Source organism: Bacillus sp. GbtcB14, from assembly GCF_019091205.1.
Lineage (GTDB): Bacteria > Bacillota > Bacilli > Bacillales > Bacillaceae_G > Bacillus_A > Bacillus_A cereus_AG.
The window spans coordinates 362,222-375,137 of sequence record NZ_JAGXJT010000003.1; the positions used below are offsets into that span (position 1 = coordinate 362,222).

The following is a 12,916-nucleotide window of genomic DNA, read 5'->3' on the forward strand; positions in this document are numbered from 1 at the left end:
AATATACAAAAGAGGGTTATTATGGTAGAAATAAATATTTATACAACTGAAAATATTAGTTCAGAAATATATGCAAAGATATTTTTTCAGCTGATTCAAGAGATTGGGATAGAGTTTCAAAAGATTGCGCTATATGAACCAATTAATAAAGAATTTTCTATGGAGAAAGCCATTGAAATGTGGACACTTGCTGAACCAGGGTGCTATGATTTTGAGTTAGATGAGATGGTAGGTACTGCTGGTGGAATGCTGGGAAAAGGAAAAGGTATTTCCCTGATGGTAAATTGGTGGGAAAATCCTAAGGAAAAAACCGTCAACTATTTAGTAATTGGTTTTTCAAACAAGGTCTTTTTGAAATATAAGGATAAAATAGTAGTGGTATTTCAAAAGCTGGTATCAGAATTCAATGCTATATACGGATATATTAGTGATGAGGGGATCATAAATAGACAACATATAACAGGCGCGATAGACAATAGAATCCCTGGAATCTTTGAATATAATCATTTCGGGAAATTATTTGTTGATTGTATAGGGGAAGATAAGCTTCAATCCCTTTCGTGGTCTAATTCTTTTCCTCTAAACGAGGGACTATTAACAGTTTTAGATAATAAGACAGAAGAAGAAATTTTATTATTAGAAAAACAAATGAAAGAGAAAATCGGATTGAACTTTTTTAATGGTAAATCAAGTGATTATCCAGATGTGCTGAAGGGATAGAAAAAGATTTAGGTTATTTTGAGGACTATTTTTAGAAAGAAGGGCTTATATAAGCTCTTCTTTCTTTGTATATATTAAGGTAGCTTAGTGGTAGAAACGTATATGGCAGGTGAGATAAACTTATTAAAAAGTGATGCAAAAGGAATTATAGCAGATAAACTTTGTATATGCCCCGATTAACCAACTATTAAATGAAGCATTACTAAACGGAACAAGTAAATCTTACACATACGATGGATTTGGAAACCGTACAAGTGTGAAAGTTGTAGAAAATGGAAAAGAAACAAAGTCTATAGCGGCAACATTCAATGAAGGAAATCAACTTGTCAAATTCGGAAACGAATCGTTAACATATGATGCGAATGGGAATCGTACATCTGATGGAAAGTATAAGTATACATGGAATGAAAACGACCAAATTGTAGCTATCACAAAACAAGGTGAAAGCAATGCATTTGCAACTTATAAATACGATGAAAACAATCGTCGTATTGAAAAGAATGTAAGTGGTCAAGTAACACGTTATTTCTATGATGGAGATAGTATTAACCCGTTATATGAAACAGATGGTAGTGGAACTGTACTGCGTCAATATGTATACTCAACAAGTGGCACGCGCCTAGCGATGAAATCAAAAGGACAAACGTTATACTATCACTATAACCCTCGTGGTGACGTAGTTGCGATGACAGATCAAAATAGAGAAGTTGTAGCAACGTATGAATACGATGCATGGGGTAACGTATTAAAGAGTGACGCAAAAGGTATCGCAGCAGACAATCCATTTGGGTATGCGGGATACATGTATGATAAAGAGATTGGTATGTATTACTTAATTGCAAGATACTATAATCCAGACCATGGTGTGTTCTTATCGGTGGATCCAGATCCGGGTGATGCAGATGATCCGGTTACGATGAATGGATATACGTATGGTGATAATAATCCGGTGATGAATGTAGATCCAGATGGTCATTCACCAACATTATTAATTAATGCTGGTTTTGCGCTTTATGATGGATATGGGGCGTATAAATCAGGTAAGAATTGGAAAGGTGTAGTAGCAGCAGGTGCTATTGGGTTTGTTGGCGGATCAAGAATTAAAGCCGCTAAACATGCAGTTTATGCTCTGAAGAATTCAAAAGGAGCTATTAGATATATAGGAAGAACATCGGATGTAACAGCTCGTAAGTCAGCCCATAAAAGAGGAAAACATGGAGATTTACAGATGACTGTTGTTGCGAAAGATTTATCTTATGGTCAAGCAAGAGGTTTGGAACATAGATTATATTTAAAAAATGGTGGAAAAAAGAAGTTAAGAAATGAAATAAGACCCATAGGTATGAAAAATAAAAAAATAAAAGATTATATGAAAGAGTCAAGAAATGCATATAATAAACTTAAAAAGAAATAATTTAGTATAAGGAGAGAGTTTAGTTGTCGTTTTATGAGAAAGAAAAACAAGAGAAAAGACTGCTTATAAGTGATGATGGAATTGATATTTTAATGGATGCTTTTCAAGAGATTGAAAAGCTATATAATGAAGGACCTTCTAGATTACCAAGTATAAGTGAGTTAGAAGTTATGTTACAAAGTGCATTAGCAATGCAGAGTGAAAGTTTTCTTTTAGAAGAACAGGAAGTAGTAGACTGTAAGTTTAAACTAAAAAAACGTCGAAAAAAAGCATATAAACCGGGTATGGTTTTTGCTATAAAACTTCAAGAAATAGATAAATATGCGTATGGAATGTTAGTAAAAGGACAAAATGTTACACGCCCTTATGATGAGGAAACATATGTAGAATATTTTTCTCTGTTTACAGATAAAAAACTACGTATAAGTGAATTGAAAAGATATTATACTAATCAAAAAGAAGTATTATTTACAGCATATACTGCGTGGTCTGGTTGGATGGAAGGTGAATGGAGTATAGTTGGAAGCGTTCCTGAGACAGTATTTAATCCAGATGTGTATAAATTGCCAGATTTTGTTTCCGAATATGATGGGAGCTATTTTTTGAGTCGAGGAAATGCAGATATTCCTTTAAGTGATTGTGAAAGAATTACAGAAAAAGAAGCAAAGAAAATCAAAAATCCATCCGGGATAATAGGACAATATGTTATAGAAGATTGGTTAAAAGAACAGTATACAACTTTATAAACAATTATAGAGTTTGAATACCAAAAAACTAATGTTGAGGACAGCAACTTTCGTCCATACTACAAAGTGATCCAAGGGGATGTTACAGATGTTAGAAAAAAATCACAAAAGAGAAGAACGAGAAAATCAGGATATAGAAACATTAGCAGCTTTGAAGGATGCAGGATCTAATTTAACGAAAGTGCACTATCTAGAACATTACTTTTTAGTAGATACAATAGAGATGGCTGAGAAAATTGCAGATGTACTACATGAAAAAGGCTATGATATTTATGAACCATCTGAACAAGTATCAGAAGAAGGATTAAGTTTCTATGTATTTATAGTGGGGAAAAATTGTATACCAACAAAAGAAAATGTTTGGGAAGAAACAAAGCAAATGGCTGAGTTAGCGGTTTTATATAGTGGAACTTGTGATAGTTATGACGGATGGGAAACGCAGGTTGTAGAGTAACAATAAAGAAGGGCTATTCTAAATTAAATTTTAGATAGTCTTTTTTTATTGTGAAAATATGTACTGAATTAATAATAACCACAAATGGCGTAGAACGTACAAATACATACGACAAGGCTGACCGCGTCACAAGTGCAACAGATAGCCGAGGGGGAAAAGTTGACTGGGCATATCACGACAAAGCAAACAGTAAGACAGAAAAACTAAAAGAACAAACAGAACAAACTGTAACGCAAGGCGGATACACAAATAAAGTATCGTATGACTACAACATGTTAGATCAAAACATTCGTGTGACGGATGGCTCGCAAACATATCGAATTGATTATGACGATCAAGGAAATGTTCGTACGTATACAGCTGGAAATGGTTCAGGTTCTACCTTCAACTATGATCATGCGAACAAAATAAAAGATTTAGTAGTAGGTACATCAAACAGTATTCTACTTTCTGAACGATATGAATATGACCAAGCGGGTAACCGTACGAAGATCAAGCATGAAGGTGCGGGCGGAAAAGTAACAGAAACAAACTTTGTATATGACCCGATTAACCAATTATTAAATGAAGCACTACCAAACGGAACAAGTAAATCATACACATATGATGGATTTGGAAACCGTACAAGTGTGAAAGTTGTAGAGAATGGAAAAGAAACAAAATCTATAGCGGCAACATTCAATGAAGGAAATCAACTTGTAAAATTCGGAAATGAATCGTTAACGTATGATGCGAATGGCAATCGTACGTCTGATGGAAAGTACAAGTATACATGGAATGAACATGACCAAATTGTTGCTATCACAAAACAAGGTGAGAGCAATGCATTTGCAACTTATAAATATGATGACGATAATCGTCGAATTGAAAAGAGTATAAATGGTCAAGTAACACGCTACTTTTATAATGGAGATAGTATTAGTCCGTTATATGAGACAGACGGAAATGGCAATGTTCTTCGTCAATATGTATATTCACTAGATGGTTCACGTTTGGCAATGAAGTCAAAAGGACAAACGCTATACTATCACTACAACCCTCGTGGTCATGTCGTTGCGATGACAGATCAAAATAAAGAAGTTGTAGCAACGTATGAATATGATTCGTGGGGTAACGTAGTAAAGAGCGACGCAAAAGGAATCGCCGCAGACAATCCATTTGGGTATGCTGGATACATGTATGATAAAGAGATTGGTATGTATTATCTGATTGCGAGATACTATAATCCAGACCATGGTGTGTTCTTATCGGTGGATCCTGATCCGGGTGATGAAGATGATCCAATCACTCAAAATGCTTACACATATGCTCATAATAATCCAGTGATGAAAATAGATGCTGATGGACATCATCCAGTTATTATTGCTGGAATATATGGATATCGTATCTATAAAGGGTATAAAGCTTATAAAAAGGTACAAAAAATATCTAAAATTACAAAAAATGCTAAAAAATACAAGGGGAACATAGGGAATAAAACCTCTAGTTATAAAGATGTTACAAAACCGGGTACTATCGTTAGGAATAGGCAGACCAATTTAACGAGAAGAGAGTTTGAAAATAATTTAGCACAAAATGGGTGGAAAGCTAGTAAATCTAAAGATGGGAATGTGTCCATAATGATAAAAAATGGCGCAAAATATATTGTAAGAAATAACGCAAAGTCAACAAAAAAACCAACAGCAGATTATACTCCAAAAGGTAAACAAAGGGCTACATTGAAAATTAGATTGAAAGGATAGATTAGGAGGAGAGAGGTTGAATTTAAAATCATTAAGTATTAAAAATAAGGAAGTCTTTGATAAGTGGAAGCATGAATTAGACGGGATGATTCATTTTGATTTAAGCTTACCAAATCAAGTGTTTCAAAACGATTATGGAAATTATATGTTTGGTGAATTTGATTCTTTAATGTATGATGATGGCTGGAATGAAATAAGAAAATTAGCTCAAACTACACATGATTCTTTTGTTATTATGGGCGTATTAGATCCTCACCCTGAAGAATATTATTATAAGGAATTTGGATATTATAATTGGTTGAAACTTCCTTGTGATTTAACAGGAGACCAATACATGGATGTATTAGAAGAATATCCTCAAGACAGTATGGCGGATTCTATTATGCATAATTCATTTGTAGTAGTCTGGTTCCCTCCATCAAAAGAATGGATTATTATTGGAGATAGAAGTTATGGGATTAATATACTTGCAATTAAAAATGAGAGTGGTTTAAAACATAAATTAACACCGTTTTATAATTGGAGTTCGTTAGATAAATTTATATCCTTGAATTTTGAAGATGAAGTACAAGATCAAGAGTTTATTAAAAATATTTCGGGAAATTATAATGAGAATTAAATAAAAGAGGATGTAGAAATATTACTAGTTCTGTTGTGAATTTTGAAAAAAACATAAACAGCTTGGTAAATGAGAAACGATGTTTATACAGTCGCTAGTAAGTATTGAAGTTTATTGGACGTTGAAAAGGCGGAGTCTCTTTGAAGACTTCGCCTTTGTTTATATAGCGTGAGTAATCTCGGTATCTATTATTGCATGTGAAGGTGACGCGTGGGCAACGTATTAAAGAGTAAGACAAAAGGAACTAAGGAATGGTAATTTAATTATTAAAAATTAAGGGGAATCTATAGCAGTTAGAGGTAGTAGAAAAAATATAAAAGGAGGAATAATGTGGATATCTATAATTTAATTGATAATGTGGATTCAAAAGAAAAACTGATAGAGTTTCTATTTTATTTGCAAAAAGATTTTAAAGAGAATAAAGATGAATGGGAAAATATAAAAATAGAGGATTATTTAGAGGGCATGGAAGCATGGCTAAATGATTGTGAGGGAGTCTATCAAAACAGAGGTGAAAAAATGCCTGAAAATATATCATGGGGTTTCATTGCGCAGGTGTTATTAGCGGCAGCCTACTATGAATAAATTTAAATAGATTAATTTAATTTATCGAGGTCTAAGTGTAAAGAAAAGTGAAGAGTCTAAATGGGCTCTTCACTTTTTATTAAAATTTTTCATCAAACTTTGTTTAAAAAGAAGAGTTGACGTGTTCAACTCTCTATCAAGTAATCATTCATAAAAAGAGTATTATTCGGAAATGAATCGTTAACGTATGATGCAAATGGAAATCGTACATCAGATGGAAAGTACAAGTATACATGGAATGAAAATGACCAAATTATTGCGATTACAAAACAAGGTGAGAGCAATGCATTCGCAACTTATAAGTATGACGAGGATAATCGTCGTATTGAAAAGAGTGTAAATGATCAAGTAACACGTTATTTCTATGATGGAGATAGTATTAATCCGTTGTACGAGACAGATGGTAGTGGAAATGTTCTTCGTCAATATGTATACTCAACAAGTGGCACGCGCCTAGCGATGAAATCAAAAGGACAAACGTTATACTATCACTACAACCCTCGTGGTGATGTAGTTGCGATGACAGATCAAAATAAAGAAGTTGTAGCAACGTATGAATATGATTCATGGGGTAACGTAGTAAAGAGTGATACGAAAGATATCGCAGCAGACAATCCATTTGGATATGCGGGATACATGTATGATAAAGAGATTGGCATGTATTATCTGATTGCGCGTTATTATAATCCAGAGAATGGTGTGTTCTTATCGGTGGATCCTGATCCGGGTGATGCAGATGATCCGATTACGATGAATGGGTATACGTATGGTGATAATAATCCGGTGATGAATATTGATCCGGATGGACACAAAGCGTGGAAGAGTAAAGGAAAAAAGATTTGGTACGCAACGAAAGCAGGAGCAAAAGCAGGAGCAAGGGCTGTTTATGACAGTTATAGCAGTATTGGAAAGGCCTTATCTTTATCAGTCGGTTTCTCTATTGGATATTCTAAAGGGAAATTTGAATACAAAAAACTAAACCAACACCAAAACCAAAAGATGAAGTCCACAAAAATTCGCATAGTACAAAAGCACCCGCTATAGGGTATTCTTTAAGAGATAAAAAAACTCATGCGGTATTAAAATATGGTGAGACAACACAAGGAACTGCAAGGTATACACAAAAATTTTATAAGCAGCATAACGCTTATATGCTATTCGAAGCCAAGGGGACAAAAAAAGAAATGCATGAATGGCAACATAAAAAGACTTTAGCATATAAAAAGAAACATAATGAAAAGCGTCCCCCGCTAAATAAAAGCGATTATTGAAAAGGATGAATGATTATGAGATTTTTTTTAAGTGGTGAATTAGAAGGGGATATTGCTGAGGAATTTATAAATATAATTTCAGAAATCGGTAGTGAACTTGAGGGATTAAATAGTAATGATTATGGTAGCGAAGTAGAAGAAATAGCTATAATCCCTATAGTAGCTAAAATAACTCCGGAATATGAAGATGCGGGCTTTTTTAAAGAAAGAAAGCTTTTTAAAAGGAAGAGTAAAGAAGCAGATTTTAGATTAAGGATTGACTATGAAACATTTTTATCTGCAGATTATGCTACGAGAAAAATATTGATAATTAGAAATATTATTCAATCTATTAGAATATTAGGGGAAAGGGCTAAGTCTGATTTTAATGCAATAAAGTTAGAGCAAGATATTTTACAAGTTTTTGATATCGACGCGAGTATATAGTAGGGCATTTTAAAGATGAGTATTATATAGTATCTTTATGTTCGGAAAAAATGATGATTTGTTTACTATGCTGAAGAGCGTGTTATAGGAGAGAATAAATGGAATCAGTACTATTCAATGAATTAAATTATACGTTACAAATCGGGAAAATACGTATGTTTATACCAGATTTTAGTTCAAAAGAATATATCATTTTTGAGGATTTAGCCGGGCTTTTAGATTTAGAGACAAATTATGATGCAATGGTTTTTATACGAAATCAAGTTAAAGAAGCGGGAATAAAAGGTAAAGTCCGTTTTGATTCAGAGAGCGATTGTGTAGAGATATATTCAACAAATGGAAAGACAATGTTACAAGTTGCGATTTTGGTGAATAAGCTTATAGACGAAGAATTTACATTTGAGAATAAAAGAGAGTATGAACAATTCATTGAATCTTGGAAACGACCTAAAAAACAAAAATGGAAAGTTGGGGATGTATTTTCTATCTCTTTACCAAATGAAACATATTTTTTCGGACAAATTGTTGAATTGATGGAAGACGTGTTTCCTCTATGTGTTATATTCGATTTACATTTGAAAACAGTACCTACTAAAGAGGAAATCGATAATGCTAACATTTTGACAGCATTGATGCTTAATGGAATGGTATTTGACGATTATACTCTTAAGGTTATTTTTGATATGGAAATAATGGGAGAAATAAATGAAAACACTAGGAGAAATCCAGTTCGAAATGTGACTTGGTCTACTTCTCATTTAATAGATTTCTGCATGGAATACAAGTTAGAAAAGAAACAAAAGTTTGTAGAAGAGATATCCGCTAATAGAAATTTTGTAATCGAGTATAACTGAAGGATAACAACTGTTATCCGTATTATAAAGTGGAGGCAAATGTATGAATAAATTAGGGTTTAGAGTTATTTGCGGAGAAGAGGGATATGGTCATTATTTTGGTGGAGACACTTGGAAAGTTCCTATATGTCCGCAATGTAATGAACAAGCACATCAAATATTTACCTTTGATTTGAATGATTCGAGATTAGAGGAACTTAAGACAGAAGAATTAAAGGAGTTGCCATTAATTACTTGTTTAAATTGTTCCTTATATGAAGATATGCAAAATTTTAAAATAAATATAATGGAACGTTCTATACATACCATTACTCAAAGTGAGATGTTTAATTGGAAGTATGAATTAATTGATAAGATACCAGTTCCTTTGCCGAAGTATGATATGAAATTAGTAACGATGGAGAATTATGATGTCCCTTGTGATGAAGATGAAAATGACCAAGCTTTTGATGCTATGGGAAGAGATTATATTTGTAGAATACTTGGAGCACCCCTATACATAGAAGATTCTATAGAGGCAACGTGTCCTTGTTGCTCGAAAAGTATGAACTATGTGGCTATGTTGACCGGAGAAGATTATGGGAATGAAGGGGGACTTACAGGAGGAATAACTTTTCAAATAGGAGAGAGTTTTTTATATTTTTATCTATGTAAAGAATGTCTAATCATACAAACTTCCATGCAGAGCACTTAATTTTGTTCAGTAGTATTGAAAGTTTTATTTGAATGAGAAGAGAAAGCACATCATTTATAAATGCAGAAAAAGAATGAAGAATAATAGAACTTTTATCAATTGAAGGTAAGCGTCAAACTTATTAAAATTAAGGAAGTTTAACGCTTATTTTTTATGTTTAGAATTAATGAGAGGGTTTTTATCTATATGAAAGATATCGTATGTAAAGAGTTAATCAGTTTTAAGTCTATTGTTGAAGCCTATCAATTTAGAAAAATGAATGTGGACTATAAACAAAATGTAATTTTATTAGTACAAGACGATAAGAATCGCCCTTGTATTATTTATTTAGATAAAAATAATGGGAATCTAAGTCATATTAATTTAAACGTAGATATTGATGTGGAATCTGTGATGTGTATGCAGCGAATCGGAGAGAGATGGCTATTTATATTTAATTATGAAGATGAGAATGCAGTTATTTATAATCCGGACGGAAGTGAATATGTTAAGTTTTATACAGGAGAAGGGATTCAAGATTGTCAGGTTGATGTGAATGAAGATATTTGGGTTAGTTATTGTGATGAAGGGATTTTTGGAGAGTGCCCAATTGGAGCAAATGGTATAGTTGCTTTTGATTCTACCGGTCAATTGATTTTTGATAGCTATGATCAATATGTAGAAAAATATAATATACCTTATATAGATGATTGTTATGCAATGAATGTGTTAGATGGAGACGTCTGGCTCTATTATTATTCAGAATTTCCTTTAGTTCAAATGAAAGATAAAAAATTTCATATGTCGTGGAATGAAATAAATGTAATTAGGGAAATATGGTCGAAAAGTTTTGCGGTTGCTCAAGATAAATTAGTATTTATTACGCAAGATAAAAAGTTGGTTGTTTATGATTTAAATAATAATCATATGCATGATATGAATCTTCGTAATGAACTAGGAGAACCAATTCAATTTGTTAATTATTATAGCCGCGGATCTGTTATGTATTTTCAGACGGACGATACGCTGTATTATGTTGATGTACTTAATATGTGAGGAAATAATAGAAAGAAAGCTGAATGTATTAGAGTGTTAAGTTTGTATGAAAAGAGTTGAAATTATGCACAATATTATTGTGAAAAAACTGGAACCTGTATATGGAAAAGATACAAAAACTGTAAGAACTGGAACTAGGGTGTTTGGAAATATAGATAAAGTTAATTGGATGAATGTGATAAATCCGCCTCTTAGTAAAGAAGAAATTCAAGTATTTGAAGATGAGATAGAAACTGTATTTCCAGAACCATATAAATATCTACTATCTCTTATGAACGGAAGCTTTTTAGCGAATTTAGTTCGTATAGCAGGGCAGCCGAAAGTGGGTGGTCTTTCTGATGAGGAAGAATATTTTCAGCCGTTTGAATTAAAGAGTTTTCAACAATTATATGATTCTAAAAAAATTCCTGAATCATATTTTGTCTTTGCAGATTCAATGGATTTAGGCACAATATATGCTATTAATGAAGAGAATAGAGTATTAGAATTACATTTAAGAAATAAGAAATTTTTAAGAGACCTAGGAACGATGGAAGAATGGTTGAACTTGTTATTAGAAGAAGCGGTGCGTATAGACTATAAGTAAATGTAATGGCCGGGGAGTAGTAGATGAACTTAAAATATAGAAATGGTTTTTATTGTGAAGAGCGAAGTGCTTAATATTTACGTTAAAAGTGCATAACAAGTTATAATAGAAGAAATCAATAAGGAGGCTAGTTGTGAAGAATCTTCGTTATCTCAATATATTTACCATATTAATTATATACACACTACTTATGTTTTACATCGGCTGGAACGGATGGGTTTGGCTTAGTACGGTATTTGGTTGGGAGTCTTGGGGATATTACGCTTTCTTAGTCGGATTTATTTCGTATGCGTACATTCTCGTGCAAGTGTTTAAGTTCCTTCCATTCCTGCGGACGATTGGTTCGATCTGGTTTGCGGTCATACAATATGCGCTTATGTTGTTGCCAATTGCTGATATCACAGTCTTTCTTTTACAGTTTTCAGTGGAGAAAGAAGCGGCAATTATTTGGACAGGGGCGGCTGTGTTAGCTGCATTTATTTTTATCTTTGCGTACGGAGTATTCAACGCATATAGTCCAGTAGTAAGAAAGTACGAGGTGCACATACCGAAAAAAGTAGAGGGACGTAAAAGTTTACGCATTGCAATGGCTTCGGATATGCATTTCGGTAAATTATCTGGCGTTTCGCATTTAAAAAGACTTGTCCGTCATGTAAATGAGATGGAACCTGATATTATTTTACTGCCAGGTGATATTATTGATGATCATCCAGGTGTGTTCATTCAAAAAAATATGGGACCAATTATGAAACAAATGAAAGCTCCACTAGGCGTATATGGCGTGTTAGGAAACCATGAATATTACGGACGAGCGGTTCCAGAATTTTTACAAGAGATGGATAAGATTGATATTCGTATGCTGTTAGATGAAGTGATCACAATTGAAGATGACTTCTATCTCGTTGGAAGAAGAGATAAAACAGAACGAGATCGCCAAAGTTTTGAAAATCTAATGAGTACGGTAGATAAATCCATGCCAGTTATCGCAATGGATCATCAACCATTTGAATTAAAACAAGCAGCAGCGGCAGGTGTAGACTTATTATTATCTGGTCACACGCACCGCGGACAAATGGCACCGAATCATATTGTAACGAGAAGAATGTACGAACTAGACTGGGGATATGCACAAAAAGGTGCATTCCACGCGATTGTTTCTTCTGGTTTCGGATTTTGGGGACCACCACTTAGACTTGGAAGTAGATCTGAGATTGTGCAGGTGGAGGTTACGTTTGAATAATGGGATAAAGAGAAAAGGGCTGATTGATAAAAGTCAGTCCGTTTCTCTTTATTTTTTTCTAAAATCATATGTGTCCGTCTCTACATGTAATTTATGTTTATTAATCATCACTGTATGATTGTCTAACCATTGTACAGTTGCATCTTCTTCACGATAATTCCAGTATATATTTTTCATGTTCATAAACTTTTTAGTATTTGTTACAAGCTCTCCTCTTATAGCAAAGCTAGTCGTTGCGCCGCCATTATGCCTGTATATATGTAAAGTATACGTTTTATCTGGTGAGTGTATGGATTGAATCTTTTCACCGCCTGAAAGTCCAGATAAAGTAAAGAATTTCCAATATCCTAAACTAATCAATACAATAATGATGAATAGAATGGTGAAGAAAATCTTTTTCATGTTCCCCCTCTTTCCTTTAATGGCTATACCTGTATTAAATCAAAAAGGAATAAAACTGGCAATGTTATCCTTTTTCTTGCCAGAATATGTCCGTTTCTATTTCTAGCGTTCTGTTTACGATTTGGAAT

The 12,916-nt window shown here is 33.4% G+C and carries 12 protein-coding genes and 4 pseudogenes; 14 read left to right on the forward strand and 2 right to left on the reverse strand.

The features are described from left to right. Positions 1-21 precede the first annotated feature (21 nt). The 6 genes and pseudogenes from KVT31_RS10770 (at position 22) to KVT31_RS10795 (ending at position 5,695) form a co-directional block, all read left to right on the forward strand. Positions 22-720, forward strand: coding sequence for a hypothetical protein (locus KVT31_RS10770; protein ID WP_088095462.1), 699 nt, complete (start codon positions 22-24; stop codon positions 718-720). A 151-nt stretch (positions 721-871) separates the two neighbouring features. Next, positions 872-2,134 (forward strand): annotated as a pseudogene (locus KVT31_RS10775) (RHS repeat domain-containing protein); the annotation flags it as partial. Positions 2,135-2,157: 23 nt separating this feature from the next. After that, the gene (locus KVT31_RS10780) at positions 2,158-2,880 is read left to right on the forward strand and encodes an Imm26 family immunity protein (protein WP_088095463.1); all 723 of its coding nucleotides are present in this window, start codon (positions 2,158-2,160) and stop codon (positions 2,878-2,880) included. Positions 2,881-2,968: 88 nt separating this feature from the next. Then, entirely contained in the window at positions 2,969-3,334 is a 366-nt protein-coding gene (locus KVT31_RS10785) for a ribonuclease E inhibitor RraB (protein WP_088095464.1), read from the forward strand. 83 nt (positions 3,335-3,417) lie between these two features. Continuing rightward, a pseudogene (locus KVT31_RS30245) lies at positions 3,418-5,076 on the forward strand (RHS repeat domain-containing protein); the annotation flags it as partial. Positions 5,077-5,092: 16 nt separating this feature from the next. Further along, positions 5,093-5,695: a hypothetical protein gene (locus KVT31_RS10795; protein WP_088095465.1), complete on the forward strand. Its 603-nt coding sequence runs from the start codon at positions 5,093-5,095 to the stop codon at positions 5,693-5,695. A gap of 83 nt (positions 5,696-5,778) precedes the next feature. Here KVT31_RS10795 and KVT31_RS30995 read toward each other — a convergent pair. After that, positions 5,779-5,865 (reverse strand): annotated as a pseudogene (locus KVT31_RS30995) (IS6 family transposase); the annotation flags it as partial. 160 nt (positions 5,866-6,025) lie between these two features. Between KVT31_RS30995 and KVT31_RS10800 the strand changes: the two are divergent. The 8 genes and pseudogenes from KVT31_RS10800 (at position 6,026) to KVT31_RS10840 (ending at position 12,386) form a co-directional block, all read left to right on the forward strand. Next, positions 6,026-6,280: a DUF7660 family protein gene (locus KVT31_RS10800; protein WP_088095466.1), complete on the forward strand. Its 255-nt coding sequence runs from the start codon at positions 6,026-6,028 to the stop codon at positions 6,278-6,280. Between the two features lie 150 nt (positions 6,281-6,430). Next, positions 6,431-7,264 (forward strand): annotated as a pseudogene (locus tag KVT31_RS10805) (RHS repeat domain-containing protein); the annotation flags it as partial. Positions 7,265-7,566: 302 nt separating this feature from the next. Beyond that, on the forward strand, positions 7,567-7,977 hold the full coding sequence (locus tag KVT31_RS10815; protein WP_088095468.1) for an Imm44 family immunity protein: 411 nt from the start codon (positions 7,567-7,569) through the stop codon (positions 7,975-7,977). A gap of 98 nt (positions 7,978-8,075) precedes the next feature. After that, a complete protein-coding gene (locus KVT31_RS10820; protein WP_088095469.1) occupies positions 8,076-8,831 on the forward strand; it encodes an Imm26 family immunity protein in 756 nt (251 codons plus the stop codon). A gap of 43 nt (positions 8,832-8,874) precedes the next feature. Beyond that, complete coding sequence (locus KVT31_RS10825; RefSeq protein WP_088095470.1) at positions 8,875-9,525, forward strand: hypothetical protein; 651 nt, start codon at positions 8,875-8,877, stop codon at positions 9,523-9,525. A 186-nt stretch (positions 9,526-9,711) separates the two neighbouring features. Then, entirely contained in the window at positions 9,712-10,560 is an 849-nt protein-coding gene (locus tag KVT31_RS10830; RefSeq protein ID WP_140392377.1) for a hypothetical protein, read from the forward strand. 64 nt (positions 10,561-10,624) lie between these two features. Continuing rightward, the gene (locus tag KVT31_RS10835) at positions 10,625-11,146 is read left to right on the forward strand and encodes an SMI1/KNR4 family protein (RefSeq protein ID WP_088095471.1); all 522 of its coding nucleotides are present in this window, start codon (positions 10,625-10,627) and stop codon (positions 11,144-11,146) included. 133 nt (positions 11,147-11,279) lie between these two features. Continuing rightward, the gene (locus KVT31_RS10840) at positions 11,280-12,386 is read left to right on the forward strand and encodes a metallophosphoesterase (RefSeq protein ID WP_088095472.1); all 1,107 of its coding nucleotides are present in this window, start codon (positions 11,280-11,282) and stop codon (positions 12,384-12,386) included. Positions 12,387-12,434: 48 nt separating this feature from the next. On the opposite strand, the gene KVT31_RS10845 is transcribed toward KVT31_RS10840, so the two are convergent. After that, a complete protein-coding gene (locus tag KVT31_RS10845; RefSeq protein WP_088095473.1) occupies positions 12,435-12,788 on the reverse strand; it encodes a DUF5412 family protein in 354 nt (117 codons plus the stop codon). Between the last annotated feature and the right edge of the window lie 128 nt (positions 12,789-12,916).